27 protein-coding genes are annotated in these 22,009 nt (G+C 58.9%); 19 read left to right on the top strand and 8 right to left on the bottom strand.

Annotated features, from left to right (window positions below; translation table 11 throughout):
• The first annotated feature begins 8 nt into the window (after positions 1-8).
• The 3 genes from secF (at position 9) to KUV52_RS01980 (ending at position 2,290) form a co-directional block, all read left to right on the top strand.
• The gene (secF, locus tag KUV52_RS01990; RefSeq protein ID WP_222524258.1) at positions 9-953 is read left to right on the top strand and encodes a protein translocase subunit SecF; all 945 of its coding nucleotides are present in this window, start codon (positions 9-11) and stop codon (positions 951-953) included.
• A gap of 96 nt (positions 954-1,049) precedes the next feature.
• On the top strand, positions 1,050-1,367 hold the full coding sequence (locus KUV52_RS01985) for a DUF2007 domain-containing protein (RefSeq protein WP_261389826.1): 318 nt from the start codon (positions 1,050-1,052) through the stop codon (positions 1,365-1,367).
• The gene (locus KUV52_RS01980; protein WP_222524257.1) at positions 1,367-2,290 is read left to right on the top strand and encodes a bifunctional precorrin-2 dehydrogenase/sirohydrochlorin ferrochelatase; all 924 of its coding nucleotides are present in this window, start codon (positions 1,367-1,369) and stop codon (positions 2,288-2,290) included. Before KUV52_RS01985 ends, KUV52_RS01980 begins: the two co-directional genes overlap by 1 nt.
• A 320-nt stretch (positions 2,291-2,610) precedes the next feature.
• Here the strand turns inward: KUV52_RS01980 and KUV52_RS01975 are convergent, their stop codons facing one another.
• The 4 genes from KUV52_RS01975 to KUV52_RS01960 form a co-directional block, all read right to left on the bottom strand.
• On the bottom strand, positions 2,611-4,068 hold the full coding sequence (locus tag KUV52_RS01975; protein ID WP_222524256.1) for a carbon starvation protein A: 1,458 nt from the start codon (positions 4,066-4,068) through the stop codon (positions 2,611-2,613).
• A gap of 305 nt (positions 4,069-4,373) precedes the next feature.
• Positions 4,374-4,664 (bottom strand): integration host factor subunit alpha, encoded by a 291-nt coding sequence (locus KUV52_RS01970; RefSeq protein ID WP_222524255.1) that lies wholly within the window; start codon positions 4,662-4,664, stop codon positions 4,374-4,376.
• 87 nt (positions 4,665-4,751) lie between these two features.
• A complete protein-coding gene (gene btsR, locus KUV52_RS01965; protein WP_222524254.1) occupies positions 4,752-5,465 on the bottom strand; it encodes a two-component system response regulator BtsR in 714 nt (237 codons plus the stop codon).
• On the bottom strand, positions 5,462-7,144 hold the full coding sequence (locus KUV52_RS01960; protein WP_222524253.1) for a sensor histidine kinase: 1,683 nt from the start codon (positions 7,142-7,144) through the stop codon (positions 5,462-5,464). Before KUV52_RS01960 ends, btsR begins: the two co-directional genes overlap by 4 nt.
• A 105-nt stretch (positions 7,145-7,249) precedes the next feature.
• Here KUV52_RS01960 and KUV52_RS01955 point away from each other — a divergent pair, with 105 nt between their 5' ends.
• Positions 7,250-7,492 carry a YecH family metal-binding protein gene (locus KUV52_RS01955; RefSeq protein ID WP_222524252.1) on the top strand — a complete coding sequence of 81 codons (243 nt, stop codon included), beginning with the start codon at positions 7,250-7,252 and terminating at the stop codon, positions 7,490-7,492.
• 2 nt (positions 7,493-7,494) lie between these two features.
• On the opposite strand, the gene KUV52_RS01950 is transcribed toward KUV52_RS01955, so the two are convergent.
• Positions 7,495-7,896 carry a phosphate-starvation-inducible protein PsiE gene (locus tag KUV52_RS01950; protein ID WP_222524251.1) on the bottom strand — a complete coding sequence of 134 codons (402 nt, stop codon included), beginning with the start codon at positions 7,894-7,896 and terminating at the stop codon, positions 7,495-7,497.
• A 135-nt stretch (positions 7,897-8,031) separates the two neighbouring features.
• Complete coding sequence (locus tag KUV52_RS01945; RefSeq protein ID WP_222524250.1) at positions 8,032-8,358, bottom strand: nitrite reductase (NAD(P)H) small subunit; 327 nt, start codon at positions 8,356-8,358, stop codon at positions 8,032-8,034.
• A 283-nt stretch (positions 8,359-8,641) separates the two neighbouring features.
• Between KUV52_RS01945 and KUV52_RS01940 the strand changes: the two genes are divergently transcribed.
• The gene (locus tag KUV52_RS01940) at positions 8,642-8,821 is read left to right on the top strand and encodes a hypothetical protein (RefSeq protein ID WP_222524249.1); all 180 of its coding nucleotides are present in this window, start codon (positions 8,642-8,644) and stop codon (positions 8,819-8,821) included.
• A 57-nt stretch (positions 8,822-8,878) separates the two neighbouring features.
• On the opposite strand, the gene suhB is transcribed toward KUV52_RS01940, so the two are convergent.
• Positions 8,879-9,682, bottom strand: coding sequence for an inositol-1-monophosphatase (gene suhB / locus KUV52_RS01935; protein ID WP_222524757.1), 804 nt, complete (start codon positions 9,680-9,682; stop codon positions 8,879-8,881).
• Between the two features lie 202 nt (positions 9,683-9,884).
• Between suhB and trmJ the strand changes: the two genes are divergently transcribed.
• From trmJ to ndk, 11 genes are all read left to right on the top strand, one after another.
• Entirely contained in the window at positions 9,885-10,610 is a 726-nt protein-coding gene (trmJ, locus tag KUV52_RS01930) for a tRNA (cytosine(32)/uridine(32)-2'-O)-methyltransferase TrmJ (protein WP_222524248.1), read from the top strand.
• A gap of 258 nt (positions 10,611-10,868) precedes the next feature.
• Positions 10,869-11,330, top strand: a complete 462-nt coding sequence (gene iscR, locus KUV52_RS01925) for a Fe-S cluster assembly transcriptional regulator IscR (RefSeq protein WP_222524247.1) — start codon at positions 10,869-10,871, stop codon at positions 11,328-11,330.
• Between the two features lie 64 nt (positions 11,331-11,394).
• A complete protein-coding gene (locus KUV52_RS01920; RefSeq protein WP_222524246.1) occupies positions 11,395-12,609 on the top strand; it encodes an IscS subfamily cysteine desulfurase in 1,215 nt (404 codons plus the stop codon).
• Positions 12,610-12,677: 68 nt separating this feature from the next.
• The gene (gene iscU, locus KUV52_RS01915) at positions 12,678-13,061 is read left to right on the top strand and encodes a Fe-S cluster assembly scaffold IscU (protein ID WP_222524245.1); all 384 of its coding nucleotides are present in this window, start codon (positions 12,678-12,680) and stop codon (positions 13,059-13,061) included.
• A gap of 19 nt (positions 13,062-13,080) precedes the next feature.
• Positions 13,081-13,404 (top strand): iron-sulfur cluster assembly protein IscA, encoded by a 324-nt coding sequence (iscA, locus tag KUV52_RS01910; RefSeq protein WP_222524244.1) that lies wholly within the window; start codon positions 13,081-13,083, stop codon positions 13,402-13,404.
• Positions 13,405-13,406: 2 nt separating this feature from the next.
• Entirely contained in the window at positions 13,407-13,922 is a 516-nt protein-coding gene (gene hscB / locus KUV52_RS01905; RefSeq protein ID WP_222524756.1) for a co-chaperone HscB, read from the top strand.
• A 20-nt stretch (positions 13,923-13,942) separates the two neighbouring features.
• On the top strand, positions 13,943-15,793 hold the full coding sequence (gene hscA, locus KUV52_RS01900; RefSeq protein WP_222524243.1) for a Fe-S protein assembly chaperone HscA: 1,851 nt from the start codon (positions 13,943-13,945) through the stop codon (positions 15,791-15,793).
• A gap of 9 nt (positions 15,794-15,802) precedes the next feature.
• Complete coding sequence (fdx, locus tag KUV52_RS01895) at positions 15,803-16,141, top strand: ISC system 2Fe-2S type ferredoxin (protein ID WP_222524242.1); 339 nt, start codon at positions 15,803-15,805, stop codon at positions 16,139-16,141.
• Between the two features lie 10 nt (positions 16,142-16,151).
• Positions 16,152-16,352 carry a Fe-S cluster assembly protein IscX gene (gene iscX / locus KUV52_RS01890; protein ID WP_222524241.1) on the top strand — a complete coding sequence of 67 codons (201 nt, stop codon included), beginning with the start codon at positions 16,152-16,154 and terminating at the stop codon, positions 16,350-16,352.
• Between the two features lie 353 nt (positions 16,353-16,705).
• Positions 16,706-17,257: a hypothetical protein gene (locus KUV52_RS01885; RefSeq protein ID WP_222524240.1), complete on the top strand. Its 552-nt coding sequence runs from the start codon at positions 16,706-16,708 to the stop codon at positions 17,255-17,257.
• A 143-nt stretch (positions 17,258-17,400) separates the two neighbouring features.
• Positions 17,401-17,832 (top strand): nucleoside-diphosphate kinase, encoded by a 432-nt coding sequence (gene ndk, locus KUV52_RS01880; RefSeq protein WP_222524755.1) that lies wholly within the window; start codon positions 17,401-17,403, stop codon positions 17,830-17,832.
• A 60-nt stretch (positions 17,833-17,892) separates the two neighbouring features.
• Here the strand turns inward: ndk and KUV52_RS01875 are convergent, their stop codons facing one another.
• The gene (locus KUV52_RS01875) at positions 17,893-18,945 is read right to left on the bottom strand and encodes a CNNM domain-containing protein (RefSeq protein ID WP_222524239.1); all 1,053 of its coding nucleotides are present in this window, start codon (positions 18,943-18,945) and stop codon (positions 17,893-17,895) included.
• A 200-nt stretch (positions 18,946-19,145) separates the two neighbouring features.
• Between KUV52_RS01875 and KUV52_RS01870 the strand changes: the two genes are divergently transcribed.
• The 3 genes from KUV52_RS01870 to KUV52_RS01860 are packed head-to-tail and all read left to right on the top strand — an operon-like array spanning position 19,146 to position 22,006.
• Positions 19,146-20,264: a bifunctional tRNA (adenosine(37)-C2)-methyltransferase TrmG/ribosomal RNA large subunit methyltransferase RlmN gene (locus KUV52_RS01870; RefSeq protein WP_222524238.1), complete on the top strand. Its 1,119-nt coding sequence runs from the start codon at positions 19,146-19,148 to the stop codon at positions 20,262-20,264.
• Positions 20,265-20,294: 30 nt separating this feature from the next.
• Positions 20,295-21,068, top strand: a complete 774-nt coding sequence (gene pilW, locus KUV52_RS01865) for a type IV pilus biogenesis/stability protein PilW (RefSeq protein WP_222524237.1) — start codon at positions 20,295-20,297, stop codon at positions 21,066-21,068.
• Positions 21,068-22,006, top strand: coding sequence for a RodZ domain-containing protein (locus KUV52_RS01860; RefSeq protein ID WP_222524236.1), 939 nt, complete (start codon positions 21,068-21,070; stop codon positions 22,004-22,006). The genes pilW and KUV52_RS01860 overlap by 1 nt, the downstream gene beginning before the upstream one ends.
• Positions 22,007-22,009 lie beyond the last annotated feature (3 nt).

Here is a 22,009-nt window from a genome sequence, read left to right as displayed (position 1 = left end):
GCGTTGCGATGTTTGAGATTTTTAAAGTCAAAGGCACCATCGACTTCCTGAAACACGCGAAAGTCGTGAGCCTGATGTCCATCGTGCTGGTAGTGGCGTCGCTGATCAGCCTTGGCGTGCGCGGCATCAACTGGGGTCTGGACTTCACCGGCGGTTACGTCATTGAAGTGAACTACGCCGAAGCGGTATCCCCCAGCGACCTGCGCCGAGCGGTCGAAGGGCAAGAGATCGAAGGGGCCGTGGTTCAGCAGTTCGGCAGCGCCCGTGACCTGATCGTTCGCATTCCGCCCAAAGCGGGTGAAGGCAACGAACTGGTGACCAAAGTGGAAGCCGCCGCAACCGGTCTGGGCAACGGTGCTGAGATCAAGCGCGTTGAATTTGTTGGCCCGCAGGTGGGTAAAGAGCTGGCAGAGCAGGGCGGTCTGGCCGTTCTGGTGGCGCTGATCTGTATCCTGGCCTACGTGGCAGCCCGCTTTGAGTGGCGTCTGGCACTGGGTGCGGTAATCGCTCTGGCGCACGATGTGATCGTGACTCTGGGTGTGTTCTCCGTGTTGCAGTTGGAGTTTGACCTGACCGTACTGGCCGCTCTGTTGGCGGTGGTGGGTTACTCCCTTAACGACACGATTGTGGTATTCGACCGCGTCCGGGAGAACTTCCGTAAGATGCGGAAGGGCAGCCCGGAACACGTGGTCAACACCTCGGTGACTCAGACCATGAGCCGTACCATCATCACCACCGGCACCACGCTGGCGGTGGTTGTGGCTCTGTTCCTGCTGGGTGGCTCCATGATCCACGGTTTTGCCACCGCGCTGCTGCTGGGTATCGGTGTGGGGACTTACTCCTCCATCTATGTGGCCAGCTATGCCTCTATCCGCCTGGGCCTGACCCGCGAGCATATGCTGCCGGTACAGGTGGAGAAAGAGGGTGCGGATCAGGATCCGCTCATGCCCTGAACCACACAAGTCACTTGACAAGCCACCCTTCGGGGTGGCTTTTTGTTAGATGGCTCGGAAGGGGTTGACTGTCGTCAGTCCTAAGACAAGGAGAAGATGTCCGCGATGGATAGTTATGTCGAGCTGTATCGAGCAGCCAATATGATTGAGGCCCATGCGGTAAAGGGATTTTTGGAACAGCATGGGATCCTGGTGCGTGTGCTGGGTGAAGCCCTGGGCGGCGCGGCCGGCGAACTGCCGGTGGACAGCCAGGAGGTGCGACTGCTGGTGGAGCGCTGCCAGCAGAGCCGTGCGCTGGAACTTTTGAATCGTTACCAGCAGGAGCTGGCGCCTTGGCAGTGTGACGCTTGCGGTGAACAGAACGATGGCCACTTCGAGGTGTGCTGGCGCTGCGGCGCAGAGCCGGAGGCCTGATGCGCTATTTTCCCCTGTTTCACGACACACGGGAACTCTCTCTGGTGGTGATTGGTGGCGGTGAAGTGGCCGCCCGTAAGCTGACCCTGTGGAGTCGCACCGAGGCTCGCCTTACCGTTATTGCCCCCCGTGTAGTGCCCGCCGTTGAACAGTTGATCCGTCAGGGACGGGTGCGCCATTTGGCCCAGTTTTACCATGCTGCTCAGTTGGTCGGCCACCAGGGGGTGATCGCCGCGACCGACGATCCCGCCCTGAATCGCACCGTCAGTGACCATGCCCGTGAGCGCAGCCTTTGGGTCAATGTGGTGGATGATCCGGAAGCGTGCAGTGTCATTACCCCCGCACTGGTGGACCGGGCCCCCGTAGTTGTGGCAATCGGCAGTGAGGGTGGAGCGCCGGTGCTGGTGAGGACGATCCGGGCCCTGCTTGAGGGCATTCTGCCGGAGTCCCTGGGCCAGCTTGCCCGCTTTATTGGTGAACAACGGGGCCGGGTGATGAACAGCCACGCTGAACCCCGTCAGGTGTGGCAACGGTTTCTCAGCCGAAATGGGCTGCGCTGGAGTGACAACACCCCTAACTGCCTTGCCGTGGCGGAAGCCGGCACCGATATGCCGGGACAGGTGTGGCTGATTAACCCTGAAATCGACCCTGTAACGCTCCCTATCGCCGCGCTGGAGATACTGCAGGGGTTGGATGGCATCTATGCCCCCGGGGCGATACCGGAGGCGCTGGACCGCTTCTGTCGCCGCGACGCGGAGCGGCAGAGCCTGGAAGAACCCCAAGAGATCCTTGGCCGGGTCAGTGCCGGCGCGCAGTTGTTGTTGGTGCTGACGCCAGAGCAGCAGACTCAGTGGCACCCACTGCTTGAGGCGCTCAAGCCGGGCCAGTTCCAGCCGGGCGCCGTTAAACCGGCTGCAGACTGAGCCGCTGGACCAGCCTGCCCTTACCTTCCAAACGGGCTAACACCCTCTCCACATGGCGGCGGCTGCCGCTGAAATGACGCACATCATGGCCCTGCCCGGCGGGGCCTCGCCATATCCCCTCTACACGCCAGCGAAGCGCGTGTTCCAGTACGGGAGGGTTGAGGGGGGCGGAAGAGGGAGACAGAAACAGCATGGGTACGATTGGGTTAGTGAAGGTTTCAAAGCACAGTCTGCCGGTTGGGCGTGACGGTTTACGGTCTGAACAGTGACAAAATAAAAACGGAGCCCGAAGGCTCCGTTTTCCGTTTCCGTTGAAGCTATCAGGCTTCTTCAACGTCAGCCGGCAGTTCCTGCTTACCGATCACGCCGGTTACCAGGAAGGCAACCACAGCGGCGGTAACCACACCACAGGCGGTGGATACGGTCATGTTCAGACCGAAGCCCAGAGTGGCGTTGTTCAGGATGAAGGTGGTCACCACGGAGGTCATGAACATGGCCGGAATGGTGGTGATCCAGTGCAGTTTGTCGGCACGGGCCAGGTAAGCGCTGGCGGTCCACAGCATCATTACGGCAGTCAACTGGTTGGCGAAACCGAAGTAGCGCCAGATGATGCCGAAGTCCACCTGAGTCAGCACAGCACCGATGGCGAACAGCGGAGCGGCGATGACCAGACGGTTCTTAACGCTGGTCTGGCTCATGTTGAAGTACTCAGCCAGGATCAGACGGCTGGAGCGGAACGCGGTATCACCGGAGGTGATGGGCAGAATCACAACACCCAGGAAGGCGATGATGCCACCGAATACGCCCAGCAGGCCGAAGGAAGCGGAGTAAACCACGTTACCCGGGCCACCGTTCTTCACCGCTTCAGCCAGGGACTGAACATCCGGGAAGTAGGACAGGGCCAGAGCACACCAGATCAAGGCGATAACGCCTTCACCGATCATGGCTCCGTAGAATACGAAACGGCCGTTCTTCTCATTTTCCATGCAGCGGGCCATCAGCGGAGACTGAGTGGCGTGGAAGCCGGAGATGGCACCACAGGCGATGGTGATGAACAGGGCAGGCCACAGCGGCATGTCGTTCGGGTTCATGTTGGTGAACATGTCGCTCACCTGGTAACCCGCCATCAGGCTGTGCTCGCTGGAGACGATCAGGGCACCGATCAGGCCAACGGACATGAAGATCAACAGGGCGCCGAAGAAGGGGTAGAAGCGACCGATGATCTTGTCTACCGGTACGATGGTGGCGATCACGTAGTAGGTGAAGATCACGGCGACCATCATGCCCAGGCTAACGGTCATGCTGGTTTGCTCGTTGATCAGACTGGTGATCATGCCAGCCGGAGCGGATACGAATACCACACCCACCAGCAGCAGCAAGACAATGGCGAACAGGTTCATAAAGTGCTTGGCGCCGCTACCCAGGTATTTGCCTACGATAGAGGGAACGGAAGCACCGCCGTTGCGTACGGACAGCATGCCGGAGAAGTAGTCGTGAACGGCACCGGCGAACACACAGCCGATAACGATCCACAGCATCGCCGCCGGACCGTACAGGGCACCCATGATGGGGCCGAAGATGGGGCCGACGCCCGCGATGTTCAGCAGCTGAACCAGGTAGACCTTGTTTTTGGACATGGGCACATAGTCCACGCCATCGGTCTTGGTGTGCGCCGGAGTTTGGCGCTGTTCATTGATGCCGAACACCTTCTCAATGAAGGCACCGTAGATGAAGTAGCCGGCGAGCAGCAGGCCGACGCAAGTGAAGAACCAGAGCATTGTTGTTGTCCTCATACAGAGATTGGCGCCAGTGTACTGATTGAACGGAACTCAATCTTGCGCTATCTGGCGAGCGGTCTGAGTGAGGGAGTGAGCGGAATCGCCAGCGCCGTAAGCGGTTTGAGCGGGGCAGTCAGTGGCGAGCAGAACGACGTTAGCGGTCCCTCTGGCAGCGCGAGCGGATGGCGGGCGAAGTAAGCGGTCGGTGGGAAGGTTGAGTGGTGGCAGAGCCAGGTTCAGCGGTTTCGGTAGACCGGCCTGACCGCCAGATAAAGCAACGCCGCGATAAACGCGGCGTTGTAGATTCAGGCCTTAAGGGTAGCGACCCGGCCCTTTAACTTGCCCCCTGCGGCAAAGGTCACGACCCGCCTGGCCGTGATCTCATGTTCTTCACCGGTTTTCGGGTTCCGTCCCGGCCTGGGGTTTTTGTCTCTTAAGTGAAAGACGCCGAACCCACTCAGTTTGACCTCTTCGCCCTTTTCCAGTGACTGACGGATCTCCTCGAAGAAGGTATCTACCAGGATCTTCGCGTCAGCCACTTTGAGATGAAGATGGTCGACCAAATGAGCCGTCAGATCGGCCTTGGTCAGAGACATGCCAGTACCTCACTCAATTACCACATCAAAAAGCACCCCGCAGGGGTTACCTGAGTGTAGTAAGGCTTCAGCGATGTGCCACAAGGGTTACTGAAATCCGAAGGTTTGTTTTAGTGCTTTCATATAACGGCGACTGACCGGCAGCTTTTGGCCACTGTGGGTTTCGATCTCACCGTAGCCTCCCTCCTGGAGTGCGATGGCCGCAATCGCCTCCGGATTGACCAGGTACTGACGGTGGCAGCGGATAAGCGCAGACCGCTCCTCCAGCACCTTCAGGGTCAGCTGGGTATGGCTGGTTTCCTCCGCAGTGGCGACATGGACGCCGCTCAGATCGGAGAACACGTACTCCACCTGCTCAATGCGCACCACCTTCAGTGTGTTGCGCTGGTAGCAGGGCAGGTGTCGGATGCGCTGCTCCAGCACCGGGGCCAGATCCTGCGGCGCCTGAGCCGCCCGTACCCGCTCAAGGGTGGTGGCGAGGCGGGATGCCGCGACGGGCTTCAGCAGGTAGTCAAAGGCGTTCTTCTCAAAGGCGGCGACCGCGTGCTGATCGTAAGCGGTCACAAACACCACCCGCGGCATGGTGGCCGGGTCCAGCATCGCCAGCATCTCCATACCGGTGATCTTGGGCATCTGAATATCAAGAAACACCAGGTCCGGCTTGAGCTGGTTAATCTGCGCCATCCCTTCAACGGCGTTATTGGCCTCGCCAACGATCTCAATGTCGTCGTGGGCCTCAAGCAGAATGGCCAGTTCTTCGCGAGCCAATGGCTCATCATCAATCAGCAGGGTTCGAATCATGCGAGTTCTCTCTTCGGCAACCGCACCTGGATCTCGGTTCGGACATGGGGCTCACAGTGCACCTCCACGCCGTATTCATTGCCGTATTCGTTCTTGATGCGCTTATCGACGATGTTCATCCCCAGTCCGTCAGAGTTGGTCTTATTCTCATACGCACCGGCATTGTCACTGACCCACAACGTCAGTGTGTTTTCATCTTCCCGCGCGCCAATCTCGATTTTGCCCGGCTCCAGCAGGGTTGAGGTGCCGTGCTTGATGGCGTTCTCCACCAGGGGCTGCAGAGTGAAGGTAGGCAGACGGCACTGCTTCAGGGCCTCGGGCACCTGAATTGATACCTGCAGCCGCTCGCCGAAGCGGGCCTGTTCAATGGTGAGGTAGGCGTGGATATGTTCCAGTTCCTCCGCCAGAGTGATCTCCCCGGTGCCCCGCTTGAGGTTGCCACGCAGAAACGCCGCCAGGTGTTGAATCAGTTCCCGGGCTTGTTCCGGTGAGCGGCGGGTGATGGCCGCCAGAGTGTTCAGGGCGTTAAACAGAAAGTGAGGGTTCACCTGCGCGTGCAACAGCTTGAGCTCCGCCTGGGTCAGCAGGTTTTTCTGATCCAGGTAGCGTCCGGTCAGGATCTGGTTGGAGAGCAACCGAGCGATCCCCTCTCCCAGAGTCTGGTTCAGACTCAAAAACAGTCGCTTCTTGGTCTCGTACAGTTTGATGGTGCCGATCACCTCATTGTCGCCCCGAAGCGGCACAATCAGGCTGGAACCCAGTTGGCAATGGTCCGAGAGAGAGCAGCGATAGGGGCGCTCAACGCCGTCGGCAAACACGACCTGGTTGGTGGCGATAGCCTCCAGCGTCATCTTGGAGGAGATGGGGGTGCCGGGGATGTGGTGGTCGGCACCGGTGCCGATAAAGGCCATCAGCTTCTCCCGGTCAGTAATGGCCACCGCACTGACTTTGGTCTCCTCAAAGATGATGCGGGCCACTTTGGCCGTGGTTTCCTGGTTGAACCCGTTCACCAGAACGCCGACGGTTCGCTCCGCGATCTTCAGGGCTTTGGCGGAGTGCACGGAGGAGAGCTTTTCGGCAATGGCGCGCTGGTCTCGGATCATGCTCATAAAGAGCGCGGCCCCCAGTGAGTTGACCAGCATCATCGGCAGCGCGATGGTTTTCACCAGCGCCACCGCGTCACCGAAGGGGCGCGCCACCGCCAGGATGATCAGCATCTGCAGGGTCTCGGCGCTGAGCGCGGTAAGCGCGACCCGACGGGGATCGAACAGCCCATCCAGGTTACCGCCCCGCACCAGGCGTTGGTGGATCAGACCGGCCAGCAGGCCCTCTGCGGTGGTGGAGATGGCGCAGGCGACGTCGGTAAAACCGCCGAGCGAGTAACGGTGCAGACCGCCGGTTAACCCCACCAGGGTGCCGACAACCGGCCCGCCAAGCAGGCCCGACAAGATGGCGCCGATGGCTCGGGTGTTGGCGATGGCGCCGTGGGTGGCTTCGCCAAAGTAGGTGCCCATGATGCAGAGCAGAGAGAAGGCGACGTAGAGCATCAGCTTGTGGGGCAGGTGCACCGCCAGATCGACCATCGGCCGCAGCACGGGCGTTTTGGTCAGCAGGTAGGCCATTACCAGGTACAGGCTCATCTGCTGGGTCAGACTGATGATAAGGTCGAGAACTTCCATCCGGCTTTCACATGGGGGGGCGACGATGCAGAAGTTGGAGCCGGATCACCGAACCGGCACCAAAAGATGCATATCATCTACCCATTAACTGATAAGGAGCGATTTATGAGCAGTGTACACGCCCACGAGTTTCTGGCTATGGTTGCCGACTGCGCCGAGCCCAAAACCCTCGAGCAGCTCAAAGAGATGGCCAGCGCGCGTTTTGGCGCCGAGGTCCGTTTCCACACCTGCAAGGCGGAAGATCTGACCATCAGCGCCCTGTTGGACTTCCTGCTGGCACGGGACAAGCTCACCCAGGTGGGCGACGGTTACCAGGTAAACGCCGCCCGGGTGTGCAACCACGGCTGAACTCAGTCGACGTTGTCCTTGGGATAGGGCAGCTTCAGCTGGCCAAAGCGGATCACGATGACCGCGGCGGCCAGCACCAGCGCGGAGAAGGCGATCGCCAGTACCCGCCAGTCGTCCATCGATTTCATGTCCAGAATCAGGTAACGCGCCAGTGCCACGATGGCGATGTAGATGGGCATCCTGATGGGCAGTTTCCCCACCTCCGCATAGTTGGCCACCATGGCCAGCACTTCCAGATAGATGAACAGCAGCAGCAGATCGCCCAGTTCGACGGTGCCGCGGTTAAACATCAGCATCACCTCTTCAAAGATGGCGAACAGCGTGGCGATGGAGATGATGATGAGGATGCCGTGCTCGGCGATCTTCAGGCTTTTACTGCCAAAGCGTTGATACAGTCCTTTCATTGACTTGATCCGTTGGATTGACTGAGAACTAGTTTACTGGCAGGGAATCCAACTGCCCACGGGGTAAGCTGTGATCCTCTCCGCAGTTTCGGTGCCCGGAGACGACAGCTTGTCCAATCTGGAACGCCTTAAGGATCAATGACTCGGGAGATAGATCTCCAATCGCTCCTGCCAGTTTCGAATGGGGGCGACCGAAAGGGCCATGGTTGGCACCTCCAGACAGTCTCCCGTCGCCAGGGCAAAGTGCGCCTCATCGATGGCCAGCACCGGATGCTCTCCCAGGTGGATCACTTCGCCGGTATTCAGGTTTGCCTGCTGGGTAAAGGGGTTGCGGTTGTGGAAAGCGTAGAGCCGGCAGCTGTAAGGGTCCTGATACAGCAGCAGGTCGGGAAAAGAGGCGCTGAGATGCAGGTGCGCGGGCAGTGAGGGCAGGTCGACAGGGGGCAACGGGATCCAGGGCATAATACTCTCCGACGTCAGACAACCTGATTTACAACGCAAAAGCTGTACCAGAGTGTAGACGGCCCGCAGCGAAAGGGGAGAGGCGTTGACCAAACCGACGCTGCCTCAAAATGGGGCCCACTGTCATGGCAATGTCATCATGGTGAGGCACAGTAGGGCGTCGACTCGAAACGGGTGACGAACCTGTGAACATCGCTTCTCGTATTTTTCGCCGGGCCGCTACGCCCGGTTTTTTTTCGTCCATGCTTTGTATCAGAGAATGCCCGTTTTGAAAGGAGAGGGGATGAACGCGGTAACCACTCGTCATCAGCGCTGGCTTCATCCGCGCCAGTTGCCCTATTTCTGGGTCGGGTTGCTCTGCCTGATTTCGGCACCGGCCGTGGGACTGATGTTGCTTGGTTGGTTCGCGCTGGTGCGAACCTCGCGCTGGTGGCAATCCAGCCGTTCCGGCGCTTCTCACTGACATTCAGGCACAAAAAAAGCGCCGTATCGCTACGGCGCTTTTTATCCCGTTCAACGCTTAGCGCTTCAGGGATTCAGTCAGGTGGGCGCGCATCTTGCTGACGATGGCAGCAGTCACTTTGGGGGCGCCTGCGACGATGTTGCCGCTGACCAGCTGGCCGTGGCCACCGACAAAGTCGCTCACCAGACCACCAGCCTCGCGAACCATCAACTCACCGGCTGCGATGTCCCAGGGCTTCAGACCGATCTCCCAGAAACCGTCCAGACGACCGGCGGCCACGTAGGCCAGGTCCAGAGCGGCGGAACCGGCACGACGCATGTCAGCCACATCGTTGAACAGCTCGTTGAAGATCGCCATGTAGGGCTCAAGGTGCTGACGCTGTTTGAACGGGAAGCCGGTTCCCAGAACGGTGCCTTTCAGGTCACGCTTGTTGCCTACGCGGATACGGTAGCCGTTCAATTGAACGCCGGCACCGCGGCTGGCGCTGAACAGTTCGTTGCGGATCGGATCGTAGATAACGCCGTGCTCAATCTTGCCCTTGATCTGCAGAGCAACGGAAACGGCGAAGTGGGGGATACCCTTCATGAAGTTGGTGGTGCCATCCAGGGGATCGATAATCCATTGGAACTCATCGTGTTCGCCAGTGATGGTGCCGCACTCTTCACCAATGATGGTGTGCTTCGGGTAGGCCTTTTGGATGGTGGCCACGATGGCACGTTCCGCATCCCGGTCTACGTTGGTGACAAAGTCATTCGCGCCTTTCTGTTCGGCTTCTACTTTGTCCAGATCTTCATAAGCACGGGCAATTACATTACCCGCGTTGCGCGCAGCGCGCACAGCGATGTTCAGCATCGGATGCATATATCGATACCCCAGGATGTGAAAGAACGGTGAGCCGGGCCAGGCACTCGCCTGCGGCAGGGCGCAAAATACTACCGTCAATGCACCACCAGTGCAAGCAGGAACCCGGATCGCCGTGCGTATTTCGTCGGATAAACCTCTAGCATAGACGGTGGCTGTGGTAGACTTCGCGCCCACAGAATTTTGACCTATCGGCAACGTCATGCTCAGTAACGTCCGTATTGTATTGGTGGGCACGACCCACCCAGGCAACATTGGCTCCGCCGCCCGGGCCATGAAAACCATGGGCCTGTCCCAACTGTTCCTGGCGGAACCCAAGGCGGAGCCGGACGGCCAGTCCATTGCTCTGGCCGCGGGCGCGTCCGACCTTCTCAAGAACCTTGTGGTGACTGACGATCTGGCGTCCGCCATTGCCGACTGCTCTTTGGTGATTGGCACCAGTGCTCGCAGCCGAACTCTGAGCTGGCCGATGCTGGACGCCCGTGAAGCCGGGGTCAAACTGGCCTGTGAAGCGAATTCCGGTCCGGTGGCCCTGGTATTCGGTCGCGAGAACTCCGGTCTCAGTAATGAAGAGCTGCAGATGTGCCATTACCACGTGTGCATTCCCGCCAACCCAGAGTACAGCTCGCTTAACCTGGCGCAGGCGGTGCAACTGCTCAGCTATGAAACCCGCATGGCCCATCTGGCGCAGGAGGCCGCTCCGGAAGCAGAGCCGGAGGAGGCTTACCCAAGCCAGGGGCAGATGGAGGGGTTCTATCAGCATCTGGAGCAGACCCTCAACCACACCGGCTTTATCATCAAGGCTCATCCGGGGCAGGTGATGAACAAGCTGCGTCGTCTGTTTAACCGGGCCCGACCGGAGCAAACCGAACTGGCCATTCTGCGGGGCGTATTGACCTCAGTAGACAAGGCGTCTGGTCGAAAATAAACCGATCGCACCGAAGCTGTTGCTGCCCTGTCACGCTGCGACGGAGCAATGCTGTGATCTGGTTCAAAAAACCGGTTGATACAATCGGTCAGATCCCGGGGTTCCGGTCATTGATCCCGAGCGGTCAATGGGGTTAAATACCCGGGCCCGCCGCCGGGGTATTCCCGAGTTTAAACCCGACTGAAATACTGGGTTTAATACTTGACTAAAATAGTCGGGTATGTAGACTGGGCGGCAGACAGTAGGAAGGAAGTTGGCATGAGACTCACATCGAAAGGCCGCTACGCGGTGACAGCCATCTTGGACGTGGCACTGCACTCCCCAGAAGGGCCGGTGCCCTTGGCAGACATCTCTGAGCGTCAGGGGATCTCCCTGTCCTATCTTGAGCAGCTGTTTGCCAAGCTGCGCAAGCATGGACTGGTTTCCAGCGTGCGTGGACCGGGTGGCGGTTATCTGCTCGGTCGCCCGGCTGGCGAAATCGCTGTCGGCATGGTCGTACATGCCGTGGACGAATCCGTTGATGCCACCCGTTGCCATGGCAAGAGCAATTGCCAGGGCGGTGCCCGGTGCCTGACCCACTCCCTGTGGGGCGATCTGAGTGATCGCATCTCCAGTTTCTTAAATGGCATCAGCCTGGCCGATTTGATGGCCAACCGTGATGTCCAGGTGGTCAGTCTGCGTCAAGAGCAGGCCCAGACCCGAGTTCAGGCACGGGCCTGAACACACTCTTTTATGTCGTACTTCGCCGGTACCATAGCTGACCGGCCCGCAAGCGGAGAAGAAGATGAAACTCCCGATCTATTTTGATTATTCCGCCACTACACCGACCGACCCGCGAGTCGCTGAGGAGATGATCAAATACCTGACTCCGGACGGAAATTTCGGTAACCCGGCGTCCCGCTCCCACCGTTTCGGCTGGCAGGCCGAAGAGGCGGTAGATGTGGCCCGCAACCAAGTGGCAGAGCTGATCAATGCGGATCCCCGCGAGATCGTGTTCACCTCCGGTGCGACCGAATCCGACAACCTGGCGATCAAAGGTGTGGCCCACTTCTACGGTAAGAAGGGCAAGCACATCATCACCAGCAAGACCGAACACAAAGCGGTACTGGACACCTGCCGTCAGCTCGAGCGTGAAGGCTTCGAGGTGACCTATCTGGAGCCCGATGCCAACGGCATCATCCCGCTGACCCGTTTCGAAGAAGCGATGCGTGAGGACACCATTCTGGTTTCCATCATGCACGTGAACAACGAGATCGGTGTGATTCATGATGTTGCCGCCATCGGTGAACTGTGCCGCGCCAAGGGCATCCTGCTGCACGTGGATGCGGCTCAGAGTGCCGGTAAGATCCCGCTGGACGTGAAGACCATGAAGATCGACCTGATCTCCATCTCCGGCCACAAGATGTACGGTCCCAAGGGCATCGGTGCCCTGTACGTTCGCCGTAAGCCGCGTGTTCGTCTGGAAGCCCAGATGCACGGTGGCGGTCACGAGCGTGGCATGCGCTCCGGCACCCTGGCGACTCACCAGATCGTCGGTCTGGGTGAAGCCTGCCGCATCGCCAAGGAGGAGATGGCCTCCGAGAACGATCGCATCCTGGCGCTGCGTAACCGTCTCTGGAACGGCATCAAGAATATGGAAGAGGTTTACATCAACGGTGACGCGGAACAGCGTGTGGCCGGTAACCTCAACGTCAGCTTCAACTTTGTTGAGGGTGAGTCCCTGATTATGGCGCTGAAGGACCTGGCTGTGTCCTCCGGCAGTGCCTGTACCTCCGCCTCTCTGGAGCCGAGCTACGTGCTGCGCGCCCTGGGCCTGAACGATGAATTGGCCCACAGCTCCATCCGTTTCTCCATCGGTCGTTTTACTACCGAAGAGGAAGTGGATTACGCGGTGGACCTGATCAATAACGCCATCGGCAAATTGCGTGACATGTCCCCTCTGTGGGAGATGTTCAAGGATGGGGTGGACCTCTCCAAGGTGGAGTGGACCGCTCACTAAGGGTTTTCGGGGGTCCCGCCAAGGCGGTGGGATCGCCCTCACGAACAGAGTAAGTATTGGAGTTAGTCATGGCTTACAGTGATAAAGTTATCGACCACTATGAGAACCCGCGGAACGTAGGCTCGTTCGACAAGAACGATCCGAACGTGGCTACCGGCATGGTGGGTGCCCCCGCCTGCGGCGACGTAATGAAGCTGCAACTGAAGATCAGCGAACAGGGCGTTATTGAAGACGCCAAGTTCAAGACTTATGGCTGTGGCAGCGCCATCGCTTCCAGCTCCCTGGTCACCGAATGGGTGAAGGGTAAAACCCTGGAAGAGGCGGAGCAGATCCAGAACACCGCCATCGCCGAAGAGCTGGCACTGCCGCCGGTGAAAATTCACTGCTCTATCCTGGCTGAGGATGCCATTAAGGCCGCCATCGCCGACTACAAGAGCAAGCACGACAAGTAATCAAGCTGGAGCTGTACCCATGGGCATTACTCTGACCGAAGCCGCTGCCGAGCGCGTCAAAGCCTACCTCGCGAATCGGGGCAAGGGGATTGGCCTGCGGTTGGGTCTGAAAACCTCCGGTTGTTCCGGTCTCGCTTACGTACTGGAGTTTGTCGACGAACTGAGCCCGGGTGATGAGGTGATTGAAGCCCATGGGGTCAACCTGATCGTTGACGCCAAAAGCCTGGTTTACCTCGACGGCCTTCAGGTGGACTTCATCAAAGAGGGCCTCAACGAGGGCTTCAAGTTTGACAACCCCAACGCCAAAGGGGAGTGTGGTTGCGGCGAGAGCTTCACCGTCTGACCATGAACTACTTCGAACTCTTCGGCCTGCCCCTGGGTTTCGAAATTGACGGCGCCGCCCTGTCCAGCCGCTATCGCGAGCTGCAACGGGCGGTTCATCCCGACAATTTCGCCTCTGCCCGTGAGCAGGAGCGCCTGATGGCGGTGCAGAAAACCGCCGAAATCAACGACGCCTTCCAAACCCTGAAATCCCCCCTGACCCGCGCGGAGTACCTGCTGCGCCTACAGGGACTGGAGCTGCGGGGTGAATCCACCACCATTAAAGATCCCATGTTCCTGATGGAGCAACTGGAGCTGCGCGAAGCCCTGGCGGAACTGCCCGACAGCGCCGACCCGGACAGCGCGGCGATGGAGCTGGAAGCGCGCCTCACTGCGGATCGCAAGCAGATGTATGGCGAGTTCCAGGCCCAGTACGATGCCCAGCAATGGGAAGCGGCGGCGGACACGGTGCGTAAACTCAAATTCATCCATAAACTGGAAGACGAGCTTTCTCTGCTGGAAGAGCAGTGGGCTCTGTGAGCGACGGATAACACAGCATCATGGCACTACTCCAAATTGCCGAGCCCGGTCAGAGCGCTGCGCCGCATCAGCACAAGCTGGCGGTGGGCATCGATCTGGGCACCACCAACTCTCTGGTGGCTGCGGTACGCAGCGGCCAGGCTGACACCTTGCCGGATATGGACGGTCGTCATCGCATGCCCTCCGTGGTCCGCTACCTGGATCAGGGCGTGGCCACCGGCTTTGAAGCCCGGGCTGAAGCGGTCACCGACCCCCATAACACCATCGTTTCCGTAAAGCGTTTCCTGGGCCGCTCTCTGGCGGATGTGCAGGGACGTTACCCGAAACTGCCTTACCAACTGGTGGCGTCTGAAAACGGCCTGCCGCTGTTTGAGACCCGCCAGGGACGCGTCAATCCGATTCAGGTTTCCGCCGAAGTTCTGCGACCGCTGATTCAGCGGGCCGAGTCGACACTGGGTGGTGATCTGACCGGCGCGGTGATTACCGTACCGGCCTATTTCGACGACGCTCAGCGTCAGGGCACCAAGGACGCCGCTGAACTGTTGGGCGTCAAGGTACTGCGTCTGCTCAATGAACCCACCGCTGCTGCCATCGCCTACGGCCTGGACTCCGGTCAGGAGGGGGTGATTGCGGTTTACGACCTGGGTGGAGGCACCTTTGACATCTCCGTTCTTCGCCTGAACAAAGGCGTGTTCGAGGTGATGGCCACCGGTGGCGACTCCGCCCTGGGTGGTGATGACTTTGACCACCTGCTGGCGGACGAACTGGCTCTGCGCTCCGGTGTGGATGCCAATCAGGCCTCCATGCAGCGCGCCCTGATGATGGAAGCGTGCCGAATTAAGGAAGCGCTGACCGATGCGGATGCCGTTCAGGCGCAACTGGGCGACTGGCAGGGCACGGTGACCCGTGCCGAGTTCGACGCACTGATCCAGCCGCTGATCAAACAGACCCTGCTGGCCTGCCGCCGCTGTCTGAAAGACGCTGGCGTCGATAAGGACGAGGTTCTGGATGTGGTGATGGTGGGCGGTTCTACCCGCGTGCCTGCAGTACGCAGCGCCGTTGGGGAGTTCTTTGCTCGTCCGCCGCTCACCTCCATCGACCCGGACCGTGTGGTGGCCATCGGTGCCGCCATTCAGGCGGACATCCTGGCGGGCAACAAGCCGGATTCCGATATGTTGCTGCTGGACGTGCTGCCGCTCTCCCTGGGTCTTGAGACCATGGGCGGCCTGACCGAGAAAGTGGTTCCTCGTAACACCACCATTCCGGTGGCCCGTGCCCAGGAGTTCACTACCTTCAAGGATGGCCAGACTGCAATGGCGATCCATGTGGTTCAGGGTGAGCGGGAGATGGTGGAAGACTGCCGCTCTCTGGCGCGATTTGTCCTGCAGGGCATTCCGCCGATGGCCGCTGGCACTGCGGTAATTCGTGTCACCTTCCAGGTGGATGCGGATGGCCTGCTCAGCGTGACCGCGATGGAGAAAACCTCCGGCGTTCATGCCAAGATCGAAGTGAAGCCCTCCTTCGGCTTGTCCGATGGCGAGGTAATGGAGATGCTGAAAGACTCCATGACCCACGCCAAAGAGGACATCACCAAGCGGATGCTGACCGAGCAGCGCATCGAAGCGGGTCGGGTGATTGAAAGCCTGAGCCGTGGGCTTGCCGAAGACGGTGATCTGCTGCTGAATGCCGAAGAGCGTGCGGATCTGGAAAACCGCATGAAAGACCTAACAACCCTGTGCGAGGGCACCGACGGTGAAGCCATCAAGGCCGCCATCGAGGCCCTGGACAAGGCCAGTGGCGACTTCGCCGCTCGCCGCATGGATCTGGCCATCCGCCGCGCGCTGTCTGGTCAGTCCGTGGATAACGTATAAGAGGATACGATGCCGAAACTCGTGTTTTTACCCCACCAGGAACTGTGCCCGAACGGTCTGGAAGTGGAAGCCCAATCCGGTGAAACCATCCTGGATGTGGCGCTGAAAAATGGCATCCACATTGAGCACGCCTGTGAGAAGTCCTGTGCGTGCACCACCTGCCACTGTGTGGTTCGCGAAGGCTTCGATTCGCTGGAAGAGAGCGACGAACTGGAAGACGACATGTTGGATAAGGCCTGGGGTCTTGAGCCGGAATCCCGTCTCTCCTGCCAGGCGAAAGTGGCGGATGAGGATCTGGTGATTGAGATCCCCCGTTACACCATCAACCAGGTATCGGAACACCACTAAGGAGATCCCCATGGGCCTGAAATGGATTGACGTGCAGGACATTGCCATTGAGCTGTCGGAGCAAAAGCCCGAAGTGGACCCCACCCAAGTGCGCTTTACTGATCTGCGCGAGTGGGTGATGGCACTGGATGAGTTTGATGATGATCCCAACCACTGCGGTGAGAAGATCCTCGAAGCCATCCAACAGGCCTGGATCGAAGAGATGGATTAACGCAAACGGAGCCTTCGGGCTCCGTTTTTGTTGCTGCACCAAAATACCGCGTTTGCACCTTTTTGGGCGCATTTGCGCCGCAAAACGCCCAAAATCCCTCAATCCCCGTCATCAGGCTCCCCAGCTCACCATTGAAAGCAAATTCTCATTTTGAGGACTTTTTGTGATCCATGAGTAAGTTAGGAAATTTGCTCCCCGATTGGTGAGAAAAAAACCAACCCGGGGGGTTTTTTTTATATGCAACAAACTTTATGTTTGTCTCCGGGTTGTCGCTTTCTTAGCCAGGGCGCCTTAAAAAGGGTCGGCTCTGAGCACCTTAACGTAAAACATAAAAACACCGTGCGGAGACAACAATGACTCCAATTGTCCGCAGTATTGAACCAGAACAGGTATCGGCGCCGGATCACTCCGGATTACCGCATTGGCAGTTACGCTTTCTGCTTCGTAAACTGAGCCTTAGACGGGGCGAACACGTCATTTTAATGGGTACGCAGGATCTCGGCACCATCGAGATGCTGGCACTGGCCGTTGGCAGTGCGGGCAAGGTGACCCTGCTTGCTGAGCCCGGTACCAGTGAGGCCGCGTGCCAGAGCCTGCAACGGGAGCTCAGTCTGCTGCCTCAGGTGCACGTGGTTGCACCGGGTCCCAGTCTGGATACTCAGCAGTGCGATGCCATCTGCATCCTTCCCGAGCGCCTGACCGAGCCTTATGAGCCGCTGATGGATCAATCCTGGCGTCGATTGGGTAATGGCGGTCGATTAATGCTCACTCTGCCTCATGGAGAGGGAAATCAGCTTCATTCGGCGATCGAGTGCGCGAATCAGAAAGGGTTTGTGACCCGCTATCGCCGTAATTGCGACAAACATTGCGCTTGGGTGGGTGTGAAATACGCCGCCAAATGGTGATGGTCAGCAAGAAAAGTCAGAGATTTGAGAGCCGGGCACTGCCCGGCTTTTTGCTGTCTGTGACAGGGGGCTGTGTTTGGCGCGGCAGTTAGCATATAATCCGCGCCGAGAAATTACTGTCCGAATACAACATGGAGTGGACAATGGCCCTTGAGCGCACTTTTTCCATCATCAAGCCTGACGCCGTAGCGAAAAACCTGATCGGCGCCATCTACAACCGTTTCGAGTCTGCTGGTCTGAAGATCGTAGCCTCCAAAATGGTTCACCTGACTCGCGAGCAAGCCGAAGGCTTCTACGCTGAGCACAAAGAGCGTCCGTTCTTCGGTGCTCTGGTTGATTTCATGACTTCCGGCCCGATCATGGTTCAGGTTCTGGAAGGCGAGAACGCGGTACTGGCTAACCGTGAAATCATGGGTGCCACCAACCCGGCTGACGCTGCTCGCGGTACTCTGCGCAGCGACTACGCCAACAGCATCGACGAGAACGCGGTACACGGTTCCGACGCCCTGGCTTCTGCCGAGCGCGAAATCGCTTACTTCTTCGCTGCTGAAGAGATCTGCCCGCGCACTCGCTAAGCGATACGCAGGACAAAAAAAAGCGCCCAATCGGGCGCTTTTTTTATGGACGTTTCAGCGTCACTCCTGATCTTTGCTGATCCGGATTTTGCGCTGCTTCTGACGGTGTTCCCACAGCTTGCGGGCGACCTGCTGCATGTCGGTCGCCGGGTCGCTCAGGTCAACAATCTCCAGACCCAACAGGGACTCAACGATGTCCTCCATGGTGACCAGGCCCATCACGCTGCCGTACTCATCCACTACGATGGCGATCTGAGTGTGCTTCTTCAGCAGGGACTCAAACAGGTTCATCAGGCGGGCGCCCTCGGGCACCGCAACAATATTGTGGCGGATCGACTTCAGCGGGGCATCCGGGGTGTGCTTCTCGGCCAGCAGGGCTTCAGAGCGGTTGATGTAACCCACGATGTCATCGCTGTCCTCTTCAAATACCGGGACGCGGGAGAAGCGGCGCTTACCGTGCAGGTGAGTAAACTCGGTCAGGGTCATGTTCTGATTGACGGAGTGGATCACGGTGCGCGGAGTCATGATGGCGCTGACCGGCACAGAGCGGGCTTTCAACATCTGCTTCAGGATGTTGGATTCCTGTTCGTTCAGTTCACCGGATTCCGCACCGATGTCCGCCATGGCGCTCATCTCGGCGCGGACGTAGTGGCCCGCCTCGCCTTTACCCATCAGGGAGGTGATGCGCATGGACAGCCAGATCAGCGGCTTACAGACGATAACCATCCCTTTCAGAATGACCGCAGCGGTCGGCGCCAGGGTACGCCAGTAGTTGGCACCCAGGGTTTTCGGAATGATCTCGGAGAAGAACAGGATCCCGAAGGTCAGCACGGCAGAGAAGATGCCCAGTGCTTCGCTGCCAAATACCACGGCAGCCTGTGCACCCGCACCGGCGGCACCGGCGGTGTGAGCGATGGTGTTCAGAGTCAGGATCCCCACCAGCGGAGCTTCAACATTGTCTTTCAACTCGGCCAGGTTGGCGGCCGCTTTCGGGCGCTCAGCACGCAAGCCCGCGATATAGGACGGGGTTACGCTAAGCAGAACCGCTTCGAAGATACTGCAGATAAACGACACGCCGATGGCGACGGTGACGTAGATGATCAAAAGTGTCATTGCCGGGTTGGCCTTACAATTAAGGAGAGCCTAATTAAAAAGAGGGCGCATTTTATCACGACTTAACCCCACCAGAGGAAGCATACTCTGCAATGGGGAAGGGGAGTCGGCACCGAAACGCCGGGCCGGACTGGACTCACCGGCATTTGGGCCTGTACAATTGCGCGCCATTTTCGGCGGGTTTTATCACGAGGCGACCGATGACAGACAAAATCAACTTGCTCAACCTGGATCGTAAAGCGATGCGCGCGTTTTTTGCCGAGATTGGCGAAAAGCCGTTCCGCGCCGATCAGGTGATGAAGTGGATCTATCACTTCGGTTGCGATGACTTCGAGCAGATGACCAACATCAATAAAGCGCTGCGGGCCAAACTGGCCGAGCGTGCGGTTATCGTCGGCCCCGAAATCAGCACCAGCCAGCACTCCTCTGACGGCACCATCAAGTTTGCCATCGACGTGGGTAACGGCCAGGAGGTGGAAACCGTCTACATCCCGGAGGCGGACCGCGCCACCCTGTGCGTTTCCTCCCAGGTCGGTTGTGCTCTCGAATGCAGCTTCTGCTCCACCGCCCAGCAGGGTTTTAACCGCAACCTGAGCGTGTCCGAGATCATCGGTCAGGTATGGCGTGTGGCCAAGTACCTGGGTCTGAAGACTGAGACCGGCGAACGCCCCATCTCCAACGTGGTGATGATGGGCATGGGTGAGCCGCTGCTGAACCTGTCCAACGTGGTGCCGGCAATGGACATCATGCTGGATGACTTCGGCTTTGGCCTGTCCAAGCGTCGTGTGACCCTGTCCACCTCCGGTGTGGTACCGGCACTGGATAAACTGGGCGACATGATCGACGTGGCCCTGGCAATCAGTCTGCATGCGCCCAACGACGAGCTGCGTGATGTGCTGGTGCCGGTCAACAAGAAGTACAACATCGAGACCTTCCTGGCCTCTGTTCGTACCTACCTGGGTAAGTCTTTCGCCAACAAAGGCCGGGTGACCGTTGAGTATGTGATGCTCGATCACATCAACGACAGCACCGAGCAGGCGCATGAACTGGCCAAGGTGATGAAGGACACGCCGTGTAAGATCAACCTGATCCCCTTCAACCCTTATCCGGGCAGCCCCTACGGTAAGAGTTCCAACTCCCGCATCGACCGTTTTGCCAAGGTTCTGATGGAGTATGGGATGACCGTAATCGTCCGCAAAACCCGCGGTGATGACATCGACGCGGCCTGCGGTCAGCTGGTGGGGGACGTGCGTGACCGTACCAAGCGCCTCCTGAAAAAACGTATGCAAGAGGACGGCATTTCGGTCACAATGGTCTAACCTCCTGTTTGGTAAAGGGCCAGGCTCAAAATGAACCGCAAATGGCTGATGGTGATGGCCGGGATTTGCCTCACCGGATGCGTACAAAAAACCACATACAGCGGTACTGAGCAGCCGGTTGTTGAACCCACTTACGATGCCGTTGCTGCGGCCCGGGAGCGGATTGCCCTGGGCCTGACTTACCTGCGCCGGGGCGACATGGAGCAGGCCAAATACAATCTGGATCGTGCGATCAAACAAGCGCCCGATCTGGATGATGCTCACCTTGCCCTCGCGTATTACTTTGAAACCGTCTCCGACACAGAGCAGGCGGAACGAGCCTATCGTCGCGCCCTGAGCGCCAACCGAAACAACGCCGACGCCGCCAACAACTATGGGGTATTCCTCTGTCGCCAGGGGCGATACAAGGATGCCGACACCTGGATGCGGCGTGCCATCAACAATCCCGACTATATTCGCCAGGCTCAGACCTATGAGAACCTGGGTATTTGTGCCCGCGAAGCGGGTTGGAACGACAAGGCGCTAACCTACTTCGAACAGGCGCTTAACTATGACCCCCGTCGTGCCGCTTCTTTATTGGAAGTGGCCGAGCTGGCCTTCGGCTCTGAACAGCCCGCCAAGGCCCGGAAGTACCTCGGTCGTTACCATGACAGTGGTAACGAATCACCCCAGAGTCTGCTATTAGGGGTGGAATTGGCGCTCGAAGCCGAGGATACTGATGCGGCTCGCCGCTATGGGGTGCTATTGTTGGCCAAATACCCCGCATCTGAGCAGGCGAAAACTTACCGAACGAAGTTTTACTGATGAGTGACGAATTGAACCACGAAACCCCCATTGAAACTCCCGGCCCACTTCTGAAGGCTGCACGGGAGCGTGCGGGTTTGACGACGCAGCAGGTGGCACAGCGCCTGAACCTGCGTCACTCCGTGGTGCAGGGGATGGAGCAGGACAGCTTCGAACCCGGCACTTCGGTCACCTACATTCGCGGCTATGTCCGCAACTACGCTCGCCTTGTTGGCCTGGACGAAGGTCGCCTCAATCGGGCGCTGGATGCGCTTCACCAGGTGGAGCCCACGCCGAATATGCAAAGTTTCTCCCGCCGCACCAACCGGGAGAAAGCGGACAATCGCTGGATGATGGCCACCTGGATCATCGCCGCGGGCATCGTGGGTATGGTGGTCTGGTGGTGGTTGTCCAACGCCGACAGCCGTCAACTGGCTCCGCAGTCCAGTGCGCCCAAGGTCGAGGCGCCTGCCGCTGAAACCTCCGCGCCTGCCACTGAGGTTGAGCCCGAAGCGATGGAACCCGTTGAGTCGGAGCAGGTGTCTGAACCTGAGTACCCGGACAGCGAATCCGCTGGTGAAATTGAGATGGGTGCGGTCGCGCCGGAGCCCGAACTGCCGGTTCAGCAGGAGACCGAGCAAGCGCCGACCGAAGCGGAGCAGAGCGCTCCGGTTCAGGAGTCCGTTTCCGTGCCCGCCGCCTCTGAATCCGAAGCCGCCCTCAGCACTCTGAGCATCAATCTGCGCGCTGAGTGCTGGATGTTGGTGCAGGACGCCAATGGCGAGGTGCTGCTGGAGGGCCTGAAGCTCGAGGGCTTTAACACCGAGCTGCAGGGCGAAGCCCCCTTCAGTCTGCGTCTGGGTGCTCCGGAAGCCGTATCCCTGGTGTACAACGGCGAGTCCGTTGACCTCTCCTCTTACCGTGCCGGTCGGGTGGCTCGCCTGACTCTGCCGCAGTAACTC

The organism is Ferrimonas balearica (genome assembly GCF_019802055.1).
Taxonomy (GTDB): domain Bacteria; phylum Pseudomonadota; class Gammaproteobacteria; order Enterobacterales; family Shewanellaceae; genus Ferrimonas; species Ferrimonas balearica_A.
The sequence above is the reverse complement of the archived record's forward strand: the minus strand, read 5'-3'. Positions and strand labels throughout refer to the sequence as shown.